A 22,352-nucleotide genomic window follows, 5' to 3' on the forward strand; every position below is an offset into this window, starting at 1 on the left:
CCGGTTATACGGGTCAGATGATCGATCAGGCCGCTCCTCCGGCAACCAGCGAAAGCGTAGAGGCCGCACTGCGCGCCGAAGTGGCGCGGGGCGACGCCATGGCGGGAATGGCAGCCCCGATCCTGCGTCACCTCGTCGCTGCGCGCGACATCCCTGTCTTCAGCGAAGAGATGCTGGCACGAATCCGCTCCATGCTCGCCAGTCTCGCGGGAGAACTGCTCGACGAACTGATCGGAGCCGATGGCCGCCGTGCGCATTCGCCTGCCGAGGTCGAAGTGCTGGGCGGCGCGCTGCTCGACAATCCGGTGCTGCTTGCCCACCTGCATGGATTGGCGCAGGAATGGCAGCTGACCGAACTCCTGCAGGCGCGTCTCGCGCTTGATCCGGTGGCATCGCCGATGCTGCGAAGCCTGATTTACGGACCTGGCGGGGCGCCCAAGGAACTGGGCATGGCCTTCCTTGCCGCGCAGGCACGCTGGTGCCAGGCACAGCGGCGGATGGAGTTGCCGCTGGGCGAATTGCCCGCAGACCTGCTGAACGTTGCACTTTACACCCTGCGCACGCTGGCGGGCATCGAACCGGCGCTGGCCGAGCGCGCAGGCGTCGTCGAGGCCAAGGTTCGCCAGGCTTATGACGAAAACGCCACCCGTATCGGCCTCGCCGAGAGGCTTGTAAGGAGCCTTGGCGACGGTGGTCAGGCGGCGCTGAGGGTTGATAATGCCGGCGCGGCGCTGTTCCTGACCGCGCTCGCACTGGGCTCGCGGCAGGAGCGTGACGCTGCCGTGCATTCCACCCACGAGACCCAGATGGCGCGGCTTGCGCTTGGCCTTCGGGCTTCCGGCCTCGGAGCGGTCGCGGTGGAGGAGCAGTTCCTCGCGCTCCACCCCGAAGTGACCTTGCCTGCCGGGTTCGAGCGGTTAGACGCGGAGCGAGCGGCAATGCTCCTTTCGTCGCCTATGGGATACCGCTCTTGATGTTCGATGACGGCACCATCCTGGCTCTGGCTACAAGCGACGCCGAGGACCGGTTGCTGAGTGCGGACGAGCCACTATCCGGCCTGCAGGCACGCTGCGGCGGAGAGTTGCCCGGCATGATCGCAGTGCCCGAATTGCTCGAACTGGTGCGCAAGGCCCGTCTGTCGCGCTTCCGTATTGCCCGCGCGATCAATGCGCAGGATGGCAGCGATGCGATCAGCGCGTGGGTCGAATGCGAACCGGCGCAGGACGGTCAGGGCTGCACGATCCGCGTACGCACCTGGCAGACGGCACAGATCCTGCCCGAGGACGGCGAGATTGCCCAGCAGCGCCGGGCTGTGACGGACCGTCATATCGCCGAACTGTCCGCCTACCTCGACGCGGGCCAGCGTCTGCTCGCGGTGACGGCCCATTCCAGCGAACTGGGCGAAGTTGCCGCAGCCATGGCCAGCGGCATCGGTCAAGTCTGGACCGATTTCCTCGCGCCCGAGAACGTCACCCACCAGCAACCGCTCCATTGGCGTCTGCTTGACGGTACGCGCGTGATCGTGCCGGGCTCGCAGCGTTCCTGGCGCATTTCACTGATCCCGCATATGACGCCCGGCTTCGAGCCCGCCGGTTTCGAACTGCTGCTGCTATCCGATGAGCCCGCACCCGAGCCCGTCGTCGTAGCGGAGCCGAGCCCGAAAGCGCCGCGCCGCAGTCTTGTCGGCGAGGATCTGGCGCCGGTGCTCAAGCAGCCGATTTCGCGTATCATCGCCAATGCCGAAACGATCCGCACACGCCTTGCCGGGCCTTTGCCCGATGCCTATGCCGAATATGCGGGCGAAATCGCCAGCGCGGGTACGCTGCTGCTGGGCCTGCTGGAAGACATGGCCGATCTCGAAGTGGTCGAATCGGACAGTTTCACGACCAGCCCCGATCCCATCGACTTGTCCGAAGTGGCCCGTCAGGCCGCCGGCATCCTGGGCGTACGGGCGCGTGAGAAGAACATATTTCTCGACGTTCCGCCGCCCGAATGGACACTGCCCGCCCGAGCGGAGTTTCGCCGCGTCTTGCAGGTGCTGCTGAACCTGATCGGCAATGCCATCCGTTATTCTCCCGAAAATTCGCGCATAGTGATTCAGCTGGAGCACGCTGGCGACCGCGCCCGCATCGCCGTAGCCGATCAGGGGCCAGGCCTGAGCGACGAGGATCAGCCGCGCGTCTTCGACAAGTTCGAGCGGCTTGGTCGCAGCGGCGATGGAGGATCAGGCCTTGGGCTTTACATCTCGCGGAGCCTGGCACGGGCGATGGGCGGCGATCTGACCGTGCAAAGCATGCCGGGATACGGCGCCCGCTTCATCCTTGAGGTTCCGGCCGACACCGAAGCATGATTACGGCTGCAGACGAGACATGTGGCCGGTTTCAGCGACCACCTAGCAGCCGCGCCGCGCCAGCCAGACGACGATTCCGCCTACCACTGCCAGCACTGCACCGCGCACGGCCCAGGCCCTGTCTGCCAGCATGAAACTGTCGGCCGGCCACAATACCATCCCGGTCCCTTGTCCGACGAAGAGCAGTCCTGCCGCAATGGCGAGCAAGCCCAGGATCATGGCCATAATTCGAATGAACAGCATTGTAGTCGCGCCCCGTAATTTGCCCAAGGGTGATCTCAGGATGCGGCCGGATTGTGGCGCAGATTGCCTCTGAGCGCCAGCCGCAACAAAAAAGGCCCCCGCTTTCGCGAGGGCCTTCTTCGGGTACCGCGACTGCTCGCGGATTTCGTTAACGCTGACCGATAGGCAGGTAGTCGCGCTGCGTCGGGCCCGTGTAGAGCTGACGCGGACGACCGATCTTCTGGCCTGGATCCGAGATCATTTCGTTCCACTGCGCGACCCAGCCCACAGTGCGGGCGAGAGCGAAGAGAACGGTGAACATCGTGGTCGGGAAGCCGATCGCCGACAGGATGATGCCCGAATAGAAGTCGACGTTGGGGAACAGCTTCTTCTCGACGAAGTACGGATCGCTCAGCGCCAGTTCTTCAAGGCGCAGGGCGGTTTCGAAGAGCGGATCGGTAACCTTGAGCGCCTCGAACACCTCGCGTAGGGTCGACTGCATGACCGTCGCGCGCGGATCGTAGTTCTTGTAGACGCGGTGACCGAAGCCCATCAGACGGAACGGATCGTTCTTGTCCTTGGCGCGCTCGATGTAGTGCGGAATGCGATCGGGAGTGCCGATTTCCTTGAGCATGTTGAGCGCGGCTTCATTCGCGCCGCCATGCGCAGGGCCCCACAGGCAGGCGATGCCGGCAGCGATGCACGCGAACGGGTTCGCGCCCGACGAACCGGCAAGGCGCACAGTCGATGTCGAAGCGTTCTGCTCGTGGTCGGCATGCAGGATGAAGATGCGGTCCATTGCCTTTTCGATGGCGGGGATCACTTCATACTCTTCCGCAGGCACGCCGAAGGTCATGCGCAGGAAGTTGCCGGTGTAGCTCAGCTTGTTGTCGGGATAGACGAACGGCTGGCCGACCGAATACTTGTAGGCCATCGCGGCGATAGTCGGCATCTTCGCGATCAGGCGGTGCGAGCTGATCTTGCGATGCTCGGGGTCCGCGATGTCGGTCGAATCGTGATAGAACGCCGAAAGCGCGCCGACTACGCCGCACATGATCGCCATCGGGTGCGCATCACGGCGGAAGCCGCGATAGAACGTCGCCAGCTGCTCGTGCAGCATGGTGTGGCGCGTGATGGTGTTTTCGAACGTGGTGAGTTCGCTTGCGCTCGGCAGTTCGCCGTTGAGCAGAAGGTAGCTCGTTTCCATGAACGAGGAGTTTTCGGCCAACTGGCCGATCGGGTAACCGCGGTGCAGAAGCACGCCCTCGTCACCATCGATGTAGGTCAGCGCCGATTCGCAGCTCGCGGTCGAAGTGAAGCCGGGATCGAACGTGAACTTGCCGGTCTGGGCATAGAGCTTACGAATGTCGACGACATCCGGGCCAACGCTGCCCTTAAGGATCGGATATTCGAAGTCCGCGCCACCAGCGCTCAGTTTAGCCTGATCACCCACCAGTTATATCTCCTTATGAGGTTACTCGACTGGAACGTCCGCCTGCGCACCGATGCGTGCGAGGCTCTCTTCCCGTCCGAGTAATACCAGTACGTCGAAAATCCCCGGCGAGGTCGTCTGACCTGTCAGGGCCGCCCGCAAGGGTTGTGCGAGCTTGCCGAGTCCCAGTCCCAGTTCTTCGGCCATTGCCTTCAGGTTTGCTTCCAGTTCCTCCAATTTCCAGTCGGTCAGACCGGACAGGCGCTCACAAATCACGCCAAGGCGGCCACGCGCCTCGTCGGACAGGAGGCCAAGTGCCTTTTCGCTCATCGCAAGCGGACGCTTGGCAAACAGGAAGGCGGAGCCTTCTGCAAGTTCGTGGAGGTCCTTTGCTCGGACCTTGAGGACGGGCATGGCGCGCGCAAGCAGATCGAGGTCCGCGTCGGCGGTCCCTTCGAGGCGCTGCAACACCAGTCCGGCAAGGCGATCGTCGTCGGCCTCGCGCAGATAGTGCCCGTTGAGATTTTGAACCTTTGCCAGATCGAAGCGCGAAGGCGACTTGCCCACGCCGACCATGTCGAACCATTCGACGGCCTGGTCGCGAGTGATGATCTCGTCGTCGCCGTGGCCCCAGCCAAGACGGAGCAGGTAGTTGAACAGCGCTTCGGGCAGGATGCCGAGGTCGTCACGATAGGAATCCACGCCGAGGGCGCCATGGCGCTTGGACAGCTTGGCCCCGTCGGCGCCGTGGATCAGCGGCACATGGCCATAGACCGGCACGTCCCAATTCATCGCGCGAATGACAAGAAGCTGGCGGAAGGCGTTGTTGAGGTGGTCGTCACCGCGCAGGACGTGGGTAACGCCCATGTCGTTGTCATCGACTACCACGGCCAGCATATAGGTCGGCGTGCCGTCGCTGCGCAGAATGACGTAGTCATCGATCTCGACGTTCTGGACGGTAACGCTGCCCTGGACGAGATCGTCGATCGTCGTCTCACCTTCACGCGGCGCCTTCATGCGCACCACGTAGGATTTGTCAGCCGGCCAGGTTGAAGGGGAGGCATCGCGCCATTCGCTGTCGAGGCGGAACGGGCGCCGTTCATCCTGTGCCTTCTGCCGACGCTCGGCGAGTTCTTCCGACGTCAGATAGCAACGATAGGCATGGCCGCTATCCAGCATCTGCGCGGCGACCTGCGCGTGGCGGTCGGACCGCGCGAACTGGAATACAGGGGCTTCGTCGCCTTCGAGGCCAAGCCAGGTCAGACCGTCGAAAATCGCCTCGATCGCCGGTTCGGTCGAACGGGCGCGGTCGGTATCCTCGATGCGCAGCAAGTATTTGCCGCCATGATGCCGCGCGAAAAGCCAGTTGAACAGCGCCGTCCGGGCACCGCCAATATGCAGGAAACCCGTGGGCGAGGGGGCAAAGCGCGTGACGACGGCTTTGGTGCCCGCCGCTCCGCTCGTTGCACTGCCGCTTGCCATCAATACCACCTTACTGTCCTAATGCAGCCATGGGGACCCAAGCCGCACCTCTCGAAAATTTGCCTCCGGCTCATCGGGGAGCCGCTGCATTGCAGCATGGGCCATGGAACAGCGGGAGCGACTTGTCGAGGGGTTTGGCAGCTCTCGAACGATTTCTTTCACAGGCCGGATTCGATCGCGGACCATGGCTCACCGTAGCCTTTGGAACCGGCATAATAGCGTGGTTTGGGCTACCTTCTCCAGGTTGGTGGATAGGTTTTTGTGGGCTGCTCTGCGCACTTGCAGTTGCAAGCTTTGCACCATGGGCGCGGCGTCAAGCCTATCCGCATGTTTTGCGGGCGATTCTGATTCTTCCGCTGTTGATCGCGGCCGGATGTCTGGCGGTATGGGCGCGGTCGGCAGTGGTCGGCGAATTGCCGTTGGAGCGGCCCATCGCGGGGACGTTCACGGCAAAAGTGCTGGACATCCAACCACAACCTGCGCTCGAACGTGACCGTTTGATCTTGGCGATGCGTGAGCCGGGTAGCGGGCGAGCGATCAAGGTTCGGGTCAATATTCCGGGCGCGGGTATCGCCTCTCGCGTCAATGTCGGCGACCTTGTGCGGATCAAGGCTCGTCTTATGCCGCCGGCGCCGCCGATGTTGCCGGGCGCCTACAACTTTGCAAGGACCGCCTGGTTCTCTGGGTTGGCCGGAAGCGGCACAGCGACGGGGGAAGTGCAGGTGGTCGAGCGAGGAGCGCCGGGCGGCGGGTGGCTATCAGGTTTACGCCGCAGGTTGTCCGCTCACATCCGCACGAGGATCGGAAAGGACGGGGCCGGTATTGCCGGGGCATTGGTGACCGGCGATCGGGGCGGTATCGCCGAGGCTGACGATCAGGCCATGCGCGACTCCGGGTTGGCCCACTTGCTGTCGGTGAGCGGCCTCCACGTCAGCGCGGTGGTCGGCGCGGTGTATGTCTTGTTCGTGAGAGGGCTTGCGCTGTTTCCCTGGCTGGCGCTTCGAGTGCGGTTGCCGGTCGTGGCGGCGGGCGCTGGCGCACTGGCCGGGGTCGCCTATACGCTGATTTCGGGGTCAGAGGTGCCGACTGTTCGCTCGTGCATCGGCGCACTTCTGGTGCTGGGTGCGCTTGTACTGGGACGGGAGGGGCTGTCGCTGAGGATGTTGGCCGTCGCCGCGTTCTGCGTCTTGTTGCTGTGGCCAGAAGCTGTGACTGGACCCAGCTTCCAGATGAGTTTTGGCGCAGTTCTGGCACTCGTCGCATTAAGCACGGCCGAACCCATACGGAGGTTCGTAGCGCCACGTGGCGAGTCGTTGGCGATGCGGATGCTGCGCCATGTCGCGATGCTACTGTTAACCGGTGTTGTGATCGACCTGGTCCTGATGCCGATCGGACTTTTTCATTTTCACCGCGCTGGAATTTACGGAGCGCTGGCCAACGTGCTCGCGATTCCGCTGACTACCTTTATCATCATGCCCCTGCTGGGCGGGGCCCTTTTACTCGACATCGTAGGCGCCGGATCGCCGCTCTGGTGGCTCGCAGATGTGGCGATCGATTGGCTGATGGGAATTGCTCACTGGTTCGCTTCTCGCCCAGGCTCGGTCACGATCCTGCCAGCGGGCGGGACGGGGGCGTTTCTCTTGTTCGTTGCGGGAGGCATTTGGCTGGGGCTGTGGAGTGGGCGGATACGCTGGCTGGGGCTTCCCTTCGCCCTACTGGGCGCCGGACTTCTGGCCACGGCCGCTCCACCCGACATCCTTGTCTCAAGCGACGGGCGCCATGTCGGGTTGGTGGAATCTGGCGGCGCGCGTCTCTTCGTCCTCAGAGAAGGCGGAAAAGGTTATGCGCGTGACAATCTAATGGAGTTGGCGGGAATGGAGGGCGAACCGGTGGCGCTCGACCGCTGGCCGGGGGCGCACTGCAATCGCGATTTCTGCGCCATCACGATAGAGCGAGAAAAGACAAAGTGGCGTCTTCTCATCTCCAGAGGCCGCGATGCCGTGCCCGAGCGAGCTTTGGCTGCGGCTTGCGATCGCAGCGACATCGTCATTGCCGATCGCTGGCTCCCACGCAGTTGCCGTCCCCGATGGTTCAAGGCCGATAAGGACATGTTGCAGCGTACCGGCGGACTGGCCGTACACCTTTCGCCAGAGCAGGTGGATACTGTGGCTGGTAGCCAAGGCGAACACGGCTGGTGGCGGCCGGTAAACCCGAGGGCGGGAAGAGTTTCCCTTACGCCTCGATAGCCTTTCATCGCGGCGGTGACTAAGAAGGGAGCCGCTGGTGCCTATTCAAGCGCAAAACAGGAACCGGTTTGAGCGAGCCGAATGTCTGGTTATCTTGAATGCAGTTGGTGTGGCTAGCGTGCCATCGCCTGGTTATCCCTCGCTCGCATGAGGGGGCCAGACAAAGCCCTCAGTGATATCGACGTAGGAGGCCAGCGAGCTTGCCCTGGACCTCGATTTCCTCAGGACCATAGATTTGCGGTTCGTAGGCAGCATTGGCGGGGTCCAGGCGGACCATGCCGTTCTCGCGGCGCAAGTACTTGAGCGTCGCTTCTTCGCCGCGGACCAGCGCGACAACGATCTCGCCGTCCCGGCAGGTGTTGGTGCGCTTCACCAGCGCGAAATCACCATCAAGAATGCCGGCATCGACCATCGAGTCTCCCGAAACCTCCAGGGCATAGTGCTCGCCGGATCCGAGCAGTGCAGCAGGCACCGCAAGCGAGGATTGACCTTCGAGTGCTTCGATGGGAACACCAGCGGCAATGCGCCCGTGAAGCGGAATTTCGATGACGTCGTTAGCTGGTTCTGGCGCGCGCTGCGGAGTACGAGCGGGCGCGGTATCGTCATTGCTGTTGGCCGGCGCAGAGCGCAAGGGTTTGATCCCTGCATCGTCGGGCTGGCGCAGAACTTCCAGCGCACGGGCGCGATTAGGGAGGCGGCGTATGAAGCCACGTTCTTCAAGAGCTGAAATCAACCGGTGAACGCCCGACTTCGATTTAAGGTCGAGTGCTTCCTTCATTTCCTCGAAGCTGGGGGAAATGCCGCTCTCTTCAAGCCGAGCCTGAATGAACCGGAGCAATTCGTGCTGCTTGCGCGTCAACATTGTCGCTGCCTCTTCGTTGCGGCCGGGCGAAGCTAGACCCGACCGGAAATGTTCTTGTTGTGAACATTGAGAGAACAATTAAGCAACGAATTTCACCGCGTCAAGCGAAGCCTCAAGCAATACCGCCATTTTGGAGCAGGAATACACGAACTGGGTCGCCAACCTGCGCTGCGGGGGCAAAGCTGGGGCGATCGATCAGGACGTTGCTCGCCGCGAGCGTGGCAAGAGCGCCGCTGTCCTGGTTCGTTTGCGGCAGGACTTTTTCGCCGTCCCAATTGCCGCGCAGGAATTCACGTCGCGGTCCGTTCGCTCGTATGGGGGCGGCTAGATAGGTCGTGATTTGCATCGGGGTCGCTTGGCTTGCACCGAGCATGCGCCGCAGCAGAGGTAGTAGGAAATGGTAGGCAGTTACAAAGCTTGAGACCGGATTGCCTGGCAGGCCGAGGATGATCTGCATCCTCCCGTTCCGCTCGCGAGTGGCGACCAGGATCGGTTTTCCCGGCTTGATTGCCACGCGCCAGAAATCAAGTTTAGCGCCCCAGGCTTCAAGGGCGGGGAGCACGAGATCGTGGTCACCGACAGAGGCGCCGCCACTGGTAACGATCACGTCAGAGTCGGCGGCGGCTTCAAATGCTGCAGTCAGTGCTTCGAGGGTGTCGGCTACGGGGCCGATGCGGTTCACCGCGGTCGGGAGCGAGCGGGCGAGTGCCATCAGCATTGCACCGTTGCTAGCCGGAATTTGGTGGGGCGCGCAGCATTCCGGATCGGCGGCGAGTTCATCGCCGCTATCGATCACGGCGAGACGCAGCATGCGCCGGACGGGTAGGTGCTTGTGGCCAGAGGCGATGGCGAGAGCCGCCTGCGCCGGGCCGATGCGAACGCCGGCGGGCATGACTTCGTTATTCTCGAAAAAATCCATGCCGCAGTGACGGATATGTCTGTCGGCCGGTTCGGGCTGATCGCCGATGAGCGTGAGTTTGTCAGCGTCGCGCGCGAGGTCTTCCTGCAGGATTACGGCTTTGGCAAATGACGGCAGGATCGCGCCTGTCGAAATGCGCACGGCCTCTCCGCATTTGACAGTGCCGGGATAGGGGTGTCCGGCAGCGCTTTCGCCAACCACGCGCCAGGGGCCGGATAGATCGCCAGCGGTCACGGCATAGCCATCCATTGCCGAAAGGTCAGTGGAGGGTTGGGTTCGGCGGGCGTGAAGTGGTCGCGCAAGATATCGGCCGAGCGAGCCTTCGACATCGACGTGTTCCACGGGCAGCGGTTGGGCCAGCGCGAAAAGACGTTCCTGCGCTTCTTCCAGCGGAATCGGCGGAGGCGAGGTCATGCCTGCCAGTCCGCCGCCATCCAGTGGCCAGACTTGCCGCCGCGCTTTTCGACTAATCGGATGCTGCCGATGACCATGCCCTTGTCGAGCGCCTTGGCCATATCGTAGATTGTCAGAAGTGCGATGGAAGTGGCTGTTATCGCTTCCATTTCAACACCGGTCTTGCCGGTGAGGGAGGCTGTTGCGGTCGCGCGGATGGCGTCTTCCTCGAAAGCGAAATCTACGGTTACCGCATCGATCATTAGCGGGTGGCACATCGGGATAAGGTCTGAGGTGCGCTTGGCCGCCATTATGCCGGCAATGCGGGCAGTGCCCAGCACATCGCCCTTGGGCGCATCGCCAGCGCGGATCGCGGCGAGCGCCTGCGCCGTCATCGTGATGCGGCCTGAGGCTACGGCGACGCGCTGCGTTTCCGCCTTGGCGCCAACGTCTACCATGCGCGCGGTGCCATCCGAATCAATGTGGGTGAGGGACTTGCTCATGCAGCTTCCAGTCATCACACACCGCAACTTGGCGGTTCAGGTTCGGGGTATCAGGCACCGGTGAGGAGCATGCGTGTCGCAGCTTCGACGTCAGCTTCGCGCATCAGGCTTTCACCGACGAGGAATGTGCGGGCGCCGCAAGGGGCAAGGCGCAGGAGGTCCGCGTGGGTGTTGATGCCGCTCTCGCTGACCAGCAGCGTGCCGTCTGGCGCGAGCGGTGCTAACCGCTCAGTCGTGGCAATGTCGGTGGCGAAGCGCTTGAGGTCCCGGTTGTTGACGCCGATAAGCCTTGATTTCAAGCGGCTTGCCCGCTCCATTTCAAGCTCGTTATGAACTTCAACCAGGCAATCCATACCGCGTTCGAGCGCGGCTGCCTCGATCTCTGCCATCTGCGCGTCGTCAAGCGCGGCGACGATGATGAGGATCGCGTCGGCGCCGATCGCGCGCGCTTCGGCGACCTGCCAAGGGTCGATCATGAAATCCTTGCGGATGACCGGCAGCGTGCAGGCGGCGCGGGCGTCCATCAGGTAATCCTCGTGCCCCTGAAAATAGGGCGCGTCGGTGAGGACCGAGAGGCAGGCGGCGCCGCCCTTCTCGTAAGCCAGTGCATGATCTGCCGGGCGGAAATCGGGGCGTATCAGGCCTTTGGACGGGCTGGCCTTCTTGATTTCGGCGATAAGCGCGAAGCCGGTTTCTGCCTTGGCGCGAAGGGCGGCTTCGAAGCCGCGCGGCGCGCTCTGGTTGGCGGCGCGGGCATCTAGGTCGGCGATCGTGGAGGCGGCCTTGCGGGCGGCGACTTCCTCGCGCTTGGTGTCGCAGATTTCAGTGAGCTTGTCGGTCATGCTTGTGTCTCTCAGGCGCGCGTTGCCGCGATCCAGCAGTCGAGCAGGGCTTTGGCAAGGCCCTTGTCGATGGTTTCGGCGGCTTCTTCGGCGCCTTCGGTCCAGCTTTCCACTTCGCCCGCGACGAGCAGGGCGCCGGCTGCGTTCAGGATCACTGCGTCGCGGTACGCACCGGGTTCGCCCATGAGCAGGGCGCGCAGGGCCTGCGCGTTATAGGCGGGATCGCCGCCGCGGATGGCGTCGACGGGGGAGATTGTGAGGCCGGCATCGTGCGGACTGACGCGGCGCATCGACAGTTCGGTGCCGCGCACTTCGGCCACTTCGTTGCCGCCGGCGAGGCTCAGTTCGTCGAGGCCTTCGTCACCCGAAATGACCATAGAATGCTCGGTGCCCAGGCGCAGCAGGGCATCGGCGTAGATCGGCACGTAGGCGGGCCGGGCAATGCCGACCAACTGGCGCGAGACTTGCGCGGGGTTGGCGAGCGGGCCCATCAGGTTGAATATCGTGCGGCGGCCCAGCGCCTTCCTGAGGGGCATGAGGCGGCCCATCGTCGGGTGATGGCGAGCGGCGAAGAGGAAGCCGATGCCGATCTCGGACAAGGTCGATTCGGCGGTTTCCACTGCACGGTCGAGGTCGAGGCCGAGGGCTTCGAGCGTGTCGGCAGCACCAGCTTTTGAGCTGGCGGCGCGGTTACCGTGTTTGGCGACGGGAACGCCGGCTGCGGCGACGACCAGCGAGACGGCGGTGGAAACATTGAGAGTGTGGAACCCGTCGCCGCCCGTGCCGCATACGTCGATGGCGTTTGCGGGGGCGTTCACCGGGATCATGCGTGCACGCATGGCGCGTGCGGCGCCGGCGATCTCGCTCGCCGTCTCGCCCCGGTCGGACAGGGCGACGAGGAAAGCGGCGATCCGGTCTTCGGGTACTTCGTTGTCGAGGATCGCGGCGAAGGCAGCCTCGGCTTCGTCTTCGGCAATCGGGTGCAGCGGGTCGGGGAGCGTCATGCGGCCTTCGCTGCGGAGAGTATGCGATCGGGGATGCGGGCATCGATCCCGCAGACGCGCAGGAAGTTCGCCAGCATCGCGTGGCCATGCTGGGTGGCGATGCTTTCCGGGTGGAACTGGACGCCGTGGATGGGCAGGTCGACATGGCGAAAGCCCATGACATGGCCATCGTCCGAGCGGGCGTTTACCGCCAGCGCATCGGGAATGTTCTCGACGATGAGCGAGTGATAGCGCGCGGCCTTGAGCGGTGAGGGGATGCCCGCGAAGAGGCCGGTGCCGTCGTGGTCGATCATCGATGTCTTGCCGTGCATAAGTCCGCCCCGCACGACTTTACCGCCGAAATACTGGCCGATCGACTGGTGGCCCAGGCAGACCCCGAGCACCGGGATACCTGCCTTAGCTGCCGCGCCGACAAGCCCGAGGCTGATGCCAGCCTCATTCGGGGTGCAGGGGCCGGGCGAGACGAGGAAGCCCTGCGCGCCCATGTCCATGGCCAGGCTGACGCTCAGCGCGTCGTTGCGCACCACCTGGACTTCCGCGCCCAGTTCCATGACGTAATGGACGAGGTTCCAGGTGAAGCTGTCGTAGTTATCGATAACGAGGATCATCTTTTCGCCTCAATTTTCCCGCCCATCGCGCTTTTTTCGACGACGATCAAGGGGCCGAGCGGAGGACCGCCATCGACGCGGCCATGTTCGGGGTCCCACAAAGACGATACGCTGCCGTCGAGGAACAGCGCGTTGGGGCATTTGAGAGTGTCGCGGAAGTAGCGGGCGAGCTTGCCGAACGAGACCGGCTCGTCGGAAATGACGAAGTGGGCGCGGCCTTGCGCATCCACGCCGACGCCGTTGCGCAGCTTCAGCGATTTGCCATCCGCGTCAATGCCGGGGTGCAGCTTGCCGGCGATGACCAGCATCGGGCCGGACTGGGTGCCGAAATCGGGCCGGTCAGTGACGTCGCTTTCGAAATCCTGCGCGGTGCTTACGCGCCAGTTACCTGCGGCGTCGCCGTAGAACACGCCGTTAGGCAGGAGGTGGAAGTTACCCCAGCCCGCCTTAGTGCTGAGCGCATGGCGCTTTTCGCCGTTCTCGACATAGTAGCCGATTGGTAGCCCATCGGCGTCGAACATGCCGCCGTTGAAGGCGAAGGCGACTTCGTGGCTTTTCGCCGGGCGATCGATCGCAAGCTGCGAGAGGCTGCGATAGGGCGCGCCGTTCTTGGGGCCGAGCACGGTGTGGATGGTGTGGCGACCGGGAACGGCGGTGCAATGGGTGAAACTGACGCCCTCGAACATCGCGCCTTGGCAGGGCGGCGGGGGCGGGGCCTCGGGCTTGGGCGCGGGATCGGCGGAGCAGGCGGTGAGGAGGATCGAGGCCAGCACAGCGAAGCTGCAGGCGCGGGCTACCATTTTGTCGGGACCGCGCCGGCGGTTATGGCGCGGCGCAGGGTTTGGAGCGTTTCGGGCGCGATTTGTGCCTTGGGCACCGGGTAGAATATCTGGCTGGTGCGAAACAGCAGCAGCACGCGCTCGTTCTCGGCCCAACCGCTGAAGTCGCTCCAGAGGTTGGTGCTTTTGCCGAAGCGGTTGCTGCTTTCGATCCCCTCTCGCGAGAAGGTGAACAGCGAATCGACGCCTTCGAATTTGAGTTGGCGGTAGGTCTTTCGCGCCGAGCGGGGGATGCGCCAGAGCAGGGCGAGCGCGCCCAGAGCCGCAGCGACCACCGCCGAGCCAAATCCGATGGCGAAAGCGAGCGCGACCGAGGTGAAATCGACGCTCTTGCCATCGATCAGGTCGATCACGCAGAACAGTACAGCGTAGGCCGCGCCCAGGATGCCGATGAACCGCGCAAGGCCCTTCCACAGCCAGCGGCGGCGGATCATCAGCCAGTTGCAGGCGAGGTAATCCTCGTAGGACAGCGCGACCGTGAATGTGCCGCCGGGCCCCGCCATCTTACTGGCCGAACCCCGGCTCCCCTGCGACGCGAACGGCTTCCCGCGCTGCAGCGAAGAGGGCGCCGCTCTTCGCTTCGCATTCGCGCTGTTCGTAGTCCGGATCGCTGTCGGCGACGATGCCGGCGCCGGCCTGGACGTGGAGCACGCCGTCCTTGAGCAGGCCGGTGCGCAGGACGATGCAGCTGTCTACCGAGCCATCGGGGGCGAAGTAGCCGACGCCGCCCGCGTAAGGCCCGCGCGTTTCGGGTTCGAGTTCGGCGATTACCTGGCAGGCACGTACCTTGGGGGCGCCCGAGACGGTGCCGGCGGGGAAGCCGGCCAGCACCGCGTCGATCGCATCGTGATGCGCGGTGTCGAGCCGGCCGACCACGTTCGAGACGATGTGCATGACGTGGCTGTAGCGCTCAATGGTGTAGCTGTCGGTGACCTCGACAGTTCCAGCTTCGGCGACGCGGCCTACGTCGTTGCGGCCAAGGTCGAGGAGCATCAGATGCTCGGCGCGTTCCTTGGGATCGACCAGCAGCGCGGCCTCGTTGGCCTTGTCCTCAGCCGGGGTTTTGCCGCGCGGGCGGGTGCCGGCGATCGGGCGGATGGTGACTTCACCTTCGCGCACACGGACGAGGATTTCCGGGCTGGAGCCAATCAGGGCGAAGCCGGGCAGATCGAGGAAATAGAGGAACGGCGAGGGGTTCACGCGGCGCAGCGAGCGATAAAGCGCCAGCGGCGGCAGCGGAAATTCGCAAGTGAAGCGCTGTGCCAGCACGACCTGGAAAATGTCGCCTGCCTCGATGTAGTCCTTGGCCTTGAGGGCCATCGCCTTGTAGGCCTCGGGCGCCATGACGGCGGTTCGGACCGGCTCGGGCAGATCGACCTGTGCGATCGCGGCGGGAGCAGGCGCCGCAAGGCGGCGCAGCGCTTCGTCGATGCGCTCGGAGGCCTTCAGTACGGCCTGCACCGGGCTACCGCTGCCGGGCCAAACCGGCGCGACGCAGAACAGTTCATCCGAAAGGCGGTCGAAGATCAGGATCAGCGACGGGCGCACGAACAGCATGTCGGGCAGTTCCAGCGGGCTTTGCGGCGCGCGCGGCAACTTCTCGACAAGGCCGATGGTTTCGTAGCCGAAGTAGCCGACGAGGCAGGCGAGCGCCTTGGGCAGTTGCGCCGGCACATCGCAGCGGCAGCTTTCAACCAGCGCGCGCAGTTCGGTCAGGCTGTCGCCTGCGAGCGCGGTGAAAGTCTCGCGGTCTGCCTGCCAGTCGCGGTTGATCTCGCAGGCCGTGCCGCTGGCGCGGAAGACGAGGTCGGGGTCGAGACCGACGAGGCTGTAGCGCCCGCGCGTCTCGCCGCCTTCGACCGATTCGAGCAGGAAGTCGCCGCGGCCATCCTCGAACAGCTTGAGCGCGGCGCCCACCGGCGTCTCGGTGTCGGCAACGAGGCTGCGCCAGATGAGCGCAGGCTTGCCCTGGGCAAGCTGCTCCAGCGCAGCCGAACGATCCGATTCCCGCTCCATGTCCTGCCCCAATCTACGGTATCAGTTCGCCGACGCCGTGCCGGCCAGCTGGTCGCGCACCGCCTTGATCGCGGCATCGTTGCGCTTTACGCCGACGGCCTTGCGCACGGCATGACCCAGCGCGTCGGCATAGGCCTGGCCCAGCTGCTGGCCCAGTTCGTTCTGTGTGTTCTTCACCATGTCCTCGGATTCGACCTTGCCGGGCACGATGTCCTTCAGCTGAACCACGAACCAGCCGCGTTCACCCTCGGCCGACTGCACCTTGACGGTGGTCTTGGCCATATGGAACATCAGCGAGACCGGCGGCGGAACCTGGCGGCCCGAACGCAGTGCAGCGGCCAGCGTCGCGCGCGACATGGCGACCTGCTGCGGCGGCGGCAGCTTCTTGCCCGAGGCAGCCATGACCTGCTCGGCCGTCTTGCCCTTGCGGATATCGGCCTGCATCTTCAGCGCTGCGGCCTTGGCGGCCTTGGAGCCGATGTCCACGGCCCATGCCAGCTTCACGTCGTCCTTGATCTGGGCGAGCGGAGCGGGCGCGGAAGGCGCGATCGCGGTCACGTCGTAGATCACGAAGCTCTTGCCGCGCTCCACTTCGGCAACCTGCGGCTGCTCCTGATCCATCGAGAAGGCAGTGGTCAGGACCGGGCGAAGCTGTTCGGGCAGGGTCTGACCGGGCTTCATGTAGAGGCCGCCATCGGCGGTCACCGGCTGGGTCGTCTGGACCTGGCCGCCGACCGACTTTGCGACTTCGTTGAGGTTGGAGCCGTCGGAGAACTGCTCTTCGATCGCCGCCAGCGTGTCGGAAAAGGCCTTGCGGCGCTTGTCGGCGGCGACTTGCGTGGAAAGCTCGGACTTGACCTCTGCCAGCGTGCGGGCGGGGGTCTTCTGTTCCTCGTCGACGCGGATCACGTGCCAACCCAGAACGCTCTTCTGGGGCGCGGCGAGCTTGCCGAGCGGGGCTGCGAAGACGGCCTGCGCGACGGCGGGCGAGAACTGGGTGGAAAGGTCGTCCCGGCTGAAGAATTCAAGCCTCGCGGCGGACAGGCCCTTTTCCTGAGCAGCCGCCTCGAGGCCCTTGCCCTTTTCGACCTCGGCGACGACTGCCTTGGCAGCAGCTTCGGTCGGCACGATCAACTGAGTGATGCGGCGATTGTCCTTGGCGGCATAGGCGGCCTTGTTCGCCGTGAAGCGCGCGGCGATCTCGGCGTCGGTGGGCGGCGCGGCAGCCTTGAGCTGGTCCTCGCTCACCACAGCATAACGGATCGTGCGGCGCTCAGGGCGGATGAACTGAGCCGAATGGCCTTTGTAGAAAGCGGCCAGATCGGCATCCGTCGGCTGCTTGTCAGGTGCGAACAGCAACGAGGGCAGGGCGATCGCCGTCCCGGTGCGCGTTTCGTCGAGCAAAGAGGCGTAGCGCTTGGCCGCGAACTGCGACATCGTCGAGCCGATCTGCGCCGGCGTGACGAGTTCGCGGGCGACGAGGCTTTCGCGGATGTCATCGCGCAGGGCCGGCTCGGAGATGCGCTGCTGGGCCAGGGCCTGGCGAAACACGGTCTGGTCGAACTTGCCGTCGACGCCCTGGAACGCAGGGATCTGCGCCAGTTCGCTGTCGACCAGGCGGTCGCTGATGGTGACGCCGTTCTTGGTGCCGAACGCGAAGAGGGCGGTCCGGTCGATCAGTTCGCCCAGCACCTGCTCAAGGCCGCCCTGTTCCAGCAGGACCTTCATCGTCACGTTCGGGCTTTGCTGGCGGACCCGCTCCAGCGCGCGCTTGGCGCCCTGGTCAAGGGTGTCGGCGTTGACGCTTTCACCGCCGACGGTGACGACCGGGGTGCCCGCGCTCACGCCCGAAGACGAGTTGAAGCCGGCAATGTCGCCGCTGGCGAAGGCAATGGCGATGACGCCCAGCACCAGCAAGCCGATGACGGCGCCGAGCTTGGACTTGAGGAACGAACGAAAGAAATTGAGCATGGACCCAGCCGATCAGCGATAGCCTGCGCGAAAACACAGGCTTTGCGCCCGCGTTTTGCGTATGAAACGGGGGGTGGCTTTAGGGGGCCTTGGCGCATACTGCAATGCCGGTTCGCGGCGTGGAGGCAAAACTCCACTCATGCGGCGAACTGTGACGAACGGGCCGTGCTCCCGGCGCGATCCTGTGGCATGAGGGTCACGGCGGGGGGTATCGTCGCGCTGAACGGGTGATGAATTTTGACAAGCTGGGGCGCGCTGGCCTAGCTGCGCCGCAACAAGAGACGACCTGATTCTCCGCGCCGTGGCCGCAACCGTGGTCTTCGGCCTAAGGGAATCTGCAGGGGGATCCGTGGGGGAACCTCCCCAGGTTCGCCAGGATTTGATCAAGGGATTGAAATGGCTGCATTGCCTTACATCGTCGGAAACTGGAAAATGAACGGCACGCGGGGGATGCTCAACGAGGCCCGCGCTATCGATCGTTCGGCCGCACGCTTTCCCAAGGTGCAGGTTGCGATCGCGCCGCCCGCCACGCTGCTTTATCGCACGCGCGAAGCAGTGGAATTCATCGGTGTCGGCGGTCAGGACTGCCATGCCTATGACAGCGGTGCCTTCACTGGCGATATTTCCGCGGTGATGCTCAAGGACACCGGTGCGGATTTCACCATCGTCGGCCACTCGGAGCGCCGTGAATATCACGCGGAAAGCGACGAGGAAGTAAGGGTCAAGGCCGAGGCGGCGCTTTCGGCCAGCCTCGCGGTGATCCTGTGCGTGGGTGAAACCGAAGCCCAGCGCGATGCCGGCGATGCCGAAGCGGTCGTTGGCAGCCAGCTCGAAGGTTCGTGCCCCCGCGCGGACGGCGCACCCGAGAAGCTCTCGGTCGCTTATGAGCCGGTCTGGGCCATCGGCACGGGCCGCGTCCCCTCGGTTGAGGACGTTGCTGCGATGCACAAATCGATTCGCGCGAAGCTCGTCGCGATCTACGGTGATGCCGGTGCGGAAGTGCGCATCCTCTACGGCGGTTCGGTCAAGGCGGAGAACGCTTCCGAACTGCTGGGCATCGCCGATGTTGGCGGCGCACTGGTTGGCGGCGCCAGCCTTTCGGCTGAGAGCTTCCTGGCGATCGTCGGCGCTGCAGCTTCGCTGAGCGACTGATCCATATGCGGGTACGGCGGGGCCTGATGGGCCCGCCGACCTCGAACAACACGCTGCGGGTTGCGCGTCCGCGCGCTAGCGCCTATCTGCGCGGCGAACCAAAGCGGGGGCAGACCCCGCCAGAAGGCTGAAACGAAGATGTTCCTTTTCCTGACCGTGGTCCAGGCCCTTGTCGCCGCTCTGCTTGTGGGCGTCATCCTGGTACAGAAGTCCGAAGGCGGCGGCCTCGGCGTTGGCGGCGGCAGTCCTTCGGGCCTGATGTCGGCGCGCGGCGCGGCAAACTTCCTCACCCGGGCTACCTCGGTTCTGGCGACCCTCTTCGTCGTCCTGAGCATCGTCCTTGCCGCCATGGCGGTGAATGAGACGAGCGGCCGTGACATCGATACTTCGCTCCAGCGCAGCACTGCGCCTGCGGCTCCGGCCCAGCCGGCAGACCCGCTGGGAGCTTCCGCGAATCCCGGTGCGACTCCGGCCGCGCCTCAGGGTGCTCCGACGCAGTCCGCGCCTGCCGATCCGCTTTCGGGTGCTGCCAAGCAGTAACCCACGTAAGCGCATTTAAGCGCTTCACCGTAACCGGAATGCCGTCTGGCGCTGTCAGACGGCATTTTGTTGTATTGACCTGTGGAATGAGGCTCCGGGCGCTTGCCTGAGGGCCCCCATGCAATTTAAGGCCCGACTCCCATGGCGCGGCACATTTTCATCACCGGCGGCGTGGTCTCCTCGCTCGGCAAGGGTCTCATGGCGGCAAGCCTGGCAGCATTGCTGCAGGCGCGCGGCTACAAGGTGCGGATTCGCAAGTTCGATCCCTACCTGAACGTCGATCCGGGCACGATGAGCCCTTATCAGCACGGCGAAGTCTACGTCACCGACGACGGTGCCGAAACCGACCTCGACCTTGGCCACTACGAGCGCTTCACCGGCGTCTCTGCCCGCCAGGCCGACAACATCACTTCGGGCCGCATCTATCAGGACATCATCGCCAAGGAGCGCCGCGGCGACTATCTGGGCGCGACCGTCCAGGTGATCCCGCACGTCACTGACGCGATCAAGGACTTCGCCCTGGCGGAGACCGAGGACCTCGATTTCGTGCTCTGCGAAATTGGCGGCACCGTCGGCGATATCGAGGGCCTGCCCTTCGTCGAGGCGATGCGCCAGCTGCGCAACGAAATGGGCCGCGAGCTGACCTGTTTCGTCCACGTCACCCTGGTTCCCTACATCGCCGCCGCGGGCGAGCTGAAGACCAAGCCCACACAGCACTCGGTGCGCGAGCTGACGGGTTTGGGCATTCAGCCCGATATCCTGCTGTGCCGCTGTGACCGTGAACTGCCCGAGGGTGAGCGCCGCAAGATCGCTCTGTTCTGCAACGTGCGCCCGCAGGCGGTCATCCAGGCGCTCGACGCGCCGAACATCTACGCCGTCCCGCTACAGTACCACCGCGAGGGCCTCGACGCGGAAGTGCTCCACCACTTCGGCATGGCGGAAGAAGCCAAGGCCCCCGTGCTGGAACGCTGGGACGACATCACCGATCGCTATCAGAACCCCGAAGGCGAAGTGAACATCGGCGTTGTGGGCAAGTACATTGGCCTGCAGGACGCTTACAAGTCGCTCAACGAAGCACTGGTCCATGGCGGCATGGCCAACCGCGTGAAGGTCAACATCCGCTGGATCGACGCCGAAATCTTCGAAAAGGAAGATTCCGAGATCGCCGCCGCGCTGGAGCCGATGGACGGCATCCTCGTCCCCGGCGGCTTCGGCGAACGCGGCACCGAGGGCAAGATCGCCTCGGTTCGCTTCGCGCGTGAACGCGGCGTGCCGTTCTTCGGCATTTGCCTGGGGATGCAGATGGCCTGCATCGAGGGCGCACGCTCGGCCGGCATCGCCAAGGCCAGCTCAACCGAATTTGGCCCGACTGAAGAACCCGTTGTCGGCATCATCACCGAATGGATGACCAAGGACGGTCTCCAGACCCGCGCCGAGGGCGGTGACCTTGGCGGCACGATGCGCGTGGGCGCCTACCCTGCGAAGCTCTCGGCCAACAGCCACGTCGCGGCCATCTACGGCACCGACGAGATCAGCGAACGCCACCGTCACCGCTATGAGGTGAACGGTTCGTACCGCGAGGCGCTGGAAGGCAATGGCCTGATCTTCTCTGGCATGTCGCCCGATGGCCTGCTGCCCGAGATCGTCGAGCGTCCGGACCATCCGTGGTTCGTCGGCGTGCAGTTCCACCCCGAACTGAAGTCGCGCCCGTTCAACCCGCACCCGCTGTTCTCCGGCTTCGTCGCCGCTGCGCTGCGGCAAGCACGTCTGGTCTGAGTTTCAGGGCATGGGCAGGATCGGCGTCGGCATCATCGGGAACGGGATGGCGACGCGGGTCTTCCATGCGCCTTACATCCAGGCTTGCGGTGATCTTGAACTGGGGGCCATCGTCGACCGAAAGGCTGGCGCGGTGTCGCCGGTTGAGGGCGTTCGGATCGTCCCGGATGTGGATGCCCTTCTGGCTGACCATGCGATAGGTCTCGTCGTCGTTGCCACCCCAAGCAGCACCCATACTGCCTTGGCCCGGCAGGTTCTGGAGGCGGGGCGGCATGTCGTCGTCGAAAAGCCTTTCACGGTTGCTCTCTCCGAAGCGCGCGACCTTGCCGCGCTGGCGCAGGAACGCGGGCTCACCCTCAGCGTCTTCCACAATCGCCGCTGGGATACCGATTTCCTCGCCGTGCGCTCCGCTATCGACGCGGGGCTGATCGGCCGGGTGGTCCATTTCGAATCGCACTTCGACCGTTTCAGGCCGCATGTGCGCGAGCGGTGGCGCGAGGATGGTAGTGCCGGCTCGGGCATCTGGTATGACCTCGGCCCGCACCTTATCGATCAGGCGCTCGCCCTGTTCGGCCGCCCCGATGCGGTAAGCGCGGATATTGCCGCGCTGCGCGAGGGCAGCGCTTCGCCGGATTTCGCGCATGTCGTCCTGCGCTATCCGGGCAAGCGTGTGATCCTGCATGCCGGCATGTGCGTGGCGGGTGGAGAGCCGCGCTTTCGTGTTCACGGCGCGGGCGGCAGTCTGATCAAGCAGCACCTCGATCCACAGGAAGCGCAGTCAGTGGCCGGTCTGCGCCCCGGCGACGCGGAATGGGGCGTGGATAACGACCCGCTTGTCCACCATGATGGCGAGGGCGGTATGCATTCGATCCCTACACCGAAAGGCTCGCAAGAACGCTTCTACGCGATGATGGCGCAGGCCTGCCTGGGCAGCGGCCCTGCGCCTGCGGGGCTGGATGAGATCGTCGCGGTACAGGAAGTGCTCGAAGCGGCGCTGGTCTCGGCCGCCGAGGGCCGCGCGGTTTCGCTGTTGCCCTGAAAAGCGCATCGGGCGAAATCCCGCCGCCATCCGGGAGCGTACGAAAAAATGCGTCTCCCCGCTGCAAAAATGCAGCTTTGCGCCGGGCATCGGCGCGGTACTCTCAGGCCAAGGCCAGCGCGCCGCCCATGACCCGCGCGGCTGCCTGAGGAGACG

The 22,352-nt window shown here is 64.4% G+C and carries 20 protein-coding genes; 7 read left to right on the forward strand and 13 right to left on the reverse strand.

The genetic code is table 11. The annotated features are described in order from the left end of the window. Positions 1-17 precede the first annotated feature (17 nt). Positions 18-974 carry a hypothetical protein gene (locus tag TQ38_RS08330; RefSeq protein WP_052505855.1) on the forward strand — a complete coding sequence of 319 codons (957 nt, stop codon included), beginning with the start codon at positions 18-20 and terminating at the stop codon, positions 972-974. Next, the gene (locus TQ38_RS08335; RefSeq protein ID WP_043977662.1) at positions 974-2,350 is read left to right on the forward strand and encodes a sensor histidine kinase KdpD; all 1,377 of its coding nucleotides are present in this window, start codon (positions 974-976) and stop codon (positions 2,348-2,350) included. Before TQ38_RS08330 ends, TQ38_RS08335 begins: the two co-directional genes overlap by 1 nt. 42 nt (positions 2,351-2,392) lie before the next feature. On the opposite strand, the gene TQ38_RS08340 is transcribed toward TQ38_RS08335, so the two are convergent. The 3 genes from TQ38_RS08340 to gltX all read right to left on the reverse strand — a co-directional run bounded on the left by TQ38_RS08340 (position 2,393) and on the right by gltX (position 5,486). Beyond that, a complete protein-coding gene (locus TQ38_RS08340; RefSeq protein WP_043977667.1) occupies positions 2,393-2,593 on the reverse strand; it encodes a hypothetical protein in 201 nt (66 codons plus the stop codon). Between the two features lie 148 nt (positions 2,594-2,741). Then, complete coding sequence (locus TQ38_RS08345; RefSeq protein ID WP_043977669.1) at positions 2,742-4,025, reverse strand: citrate synthase; 1,284 nt, start codon at positions 4,023-4,025, stop codon at positions 2,742-2,744. A gap of 21 nt (positions 4,026-4,046) precedes the next feature. Continuing rightward, positions 4,047-5,486: a glutamate--tRNA ligase gene (gene gltX / locus TQ38_RS08350; protein WP_043977671.1), complete on the reverse strand. Its 1,440-nt coding sequence runs from the start codon at positions 5,484-5,486 to the stop codon at positions 4,047-4,049. Between the two features lie 134 nt (positions 5,487-5,620). Between gltX and TQ38_RS08355 the strand changes: the two genes are divergently transcribed. After that, positions 5,621-7,732 (forward strand): ComEC/Rec2 family competence protein, encoded by a 2,112-nt coding sequence (locus TQ38_RS08355; protein WP_240197825.1) that lies wholly within the window; start codon positions 5,621-5,623, stop codon positions 7,730-7,732. Between the two features lie 169 nt (positions 7,733-7,901). Here the strand turns inward: TQ38_RS08355 and lexA are convergent, their stop codons facing one another. The 10 genes from lexA to TQ38_RS08405 all read right to left on the reverse strand — a co-directional run bounded on the left by lexA (position 7,902) and on the right by TQ38_RS08405 (position 17,689). After that, positions 7,902-8,594: a transcriptional repressor LexA gene (gene lexA / locus TQ38_RS08360; protein ID WP_043977674.1), complete on the reverse strand. Its 693-nt coding sequence runs from the start codon at positions 8,592-8,594 to the stop codon at positions 7,902-7,904. A gap of 112 nt (positions 8,595-8,706) precedes the next feature. Further along, the gene (locus tag TQ38_RS08365) at positions 8,707-9,927 is read right to left on the reverse strand and encodes a molybdopterin molybdotransferase MoeA (protein ID WP_043977681.1); all 1,221 of its coding nucleotides are present in this window, start codon (positions 9,925-9,927) and stop codon (positions 8,707-8,709) included. Next, positions 9,924-10,409 (reverse strand): cyclic pyranopterin monophosphate synthase MoaC, encoded by a 486-nt coding sequence (gene moaC / locus TQ38_RS08370; RefSeq protein WP_043977683.1) that lies wholly within the window; start codon positions 10,407-10,409, stop codon positions 9,924-9,926. Before moaC ends, TQ38_RS08365 begins: the two co-directional genes overlap by 4 nt. Before the next feature lie 50 nt (positions 10,410-10,459). Continuing rightward, positions 10,460-11,251 (reverse strand): indole-3-glycerol phosphate synthase TrpC, encoded by a 792-nt coding sequence (gene trpC / locus TQ38_RS08375; protein ID WP_043977685.1) that lies wholly within the window; start codon positions 11,249-11,251, stop codon positions 10,460-10,462. A gap of 11 nt (positions 11,252-11,262) precedes the next feature. Then, positions 11,263-12,255, reverse strand: coding sequence for an anthranilate phosphoribosyltransferase (gene trpD / locus TQ38_RS08380; RefSeq protein WP_043977687.1), 993 nt, complete (start codon positions 12,253-12,255; stop codon positions 11,263-11,265). Continuing rightward, positions 12,252-12,863 (reverse strand): aminodeoxychorismate/anthranilate synthase component II, encoded by a 612-nt coding sequence (locus TQ38_RS08385; protein WP_043977688.1) that lies wholly within the window; start codon positions 12,861-12,863, stop codon positions 12,252-12,254. The genes trpD and TQ38_RS08385 overlap by 4 nt, the downstream gene beginning before the upstream one ends. Next, complete coding sequence (locus TQ38_RS08390) at positions 12,860-13,663, reverse strand: phosphodiester glycosidase family protein (RefSeq protein WP_043977690.1); 804 nt, start codon at positions 13,661-13,663, stop codon at positions 12,860-12,862. Before TQ38_RS08390 ends, TQ38_RS08385 begins: the two co-directional genes overlap by 4 nt. Beyond that, positions 13,657-14,205, reverse strand: coding sequence for a YcxB family protein (locus TQ38_RS08395; RefSeq protein ID WP_043977691.1), 549 nt, complete (start codon positions 14,203-14,205; stop codon positions 13,657-13,659). The genes TQ38_RS08390 and TQ38_RS08395 overlap by 7 nt, the downstream gene beginning before the upstream one ends. A gap of 1 nt (position 14,206) precedes the next feature. Beyond that, on the reverse strand, positions 14,207-15,718 hold the full coding sequence (trpE, locus tag TQ38_RS08400) for an anthranilate synthase component I (RefSeq protein WP_043977692.1): 1,512 nt from the start codon (positions 15,716-15,718) through the stop codon (positions 14,207-14,209). 21 nt (positions 15,719-15,739) lie between these two features. Further along, a complete protein-coding gene (locus TQ38_RS08405) occupies positions 15,740-17,689 on the reverse strand; it encodes a peptidylprolyl isomerase (RefSeq protein WP_043977693.1) in 1,950 nt (649 codons plus the stop codon). Between the two features lie 396 nt (positions 17,690-18,085). On the opposite strand from TQ38_RS08405, the gene tpiA reads away from it, so the two are divergent. The 4 genes from tpiA to TQ38_RS08425 all read left to right on the forward strand — a co-directional run bounded on the left by tpiA (position 18,086) and on the right by TQ38_RS08425 (position 22,196). Continuing rightward, positions 18,086-18,841, forward strand: a complete 756-nt coding sequence (gene tpiA, locus TQ38_RS08410; RefSeq protein WP_043977694.1) for a triose-phosphate isomerase — start codon at positions 18,086-18,088, stop codon at positions 18,839-18,841. A gap of 138 nt (positions 18,842-18,979) precedes the next feature. Then, positions 18,980-19,381 carry a preprotein translocase subunit SecG gene (gene secG / locus TQ38_RS08415; RefSeq protein WP_043977695.1) on the forward strand — a complete coding sequence of 134 codons (402 nt, stop codon included), beginning with the start codon at positions 18,980-18,982 and terminating at the stop codon, positions 19,379-19,381. Between the two features lie 141 nt (positions 19,382-19,522). Next, on the forward strand, positions 19,523-21,157 hold the full coding sequence (locus TQ38_RS08420; RefSeq protein WP_043977696.1) for a CTP synthase: 1,635 nt from the start codon (positions 19,523-19,525) through the stop codon (positions 21,155-21,157). Positions 21,158-21,167: 10 nt separating this feature from the next. Next, positions 21,168-22,196 (forward strand): oxidoreductase, encoded by a 1,029-nt coding sequence (locus tag TQ38_RS08425; RefSeq protein WP_043977697.1) that lies wholly within the window; start codon positions 21,168-21,170, stop codon positions 22,194-22,196. Positions 22,197-22,352: the final 156 nt, after the last annotated feature.

The sequence above is a fragment of the Novosphingobium sp. P6W genome (assembly GCF_000876675.2).
In the GTDB taxonomy this organism is placed as follows: Bacteria; Pseudomonadota; Alphaproteobacteria; order Sphingomonadales; family Sphingomonadaceae; genus Novosphingobium.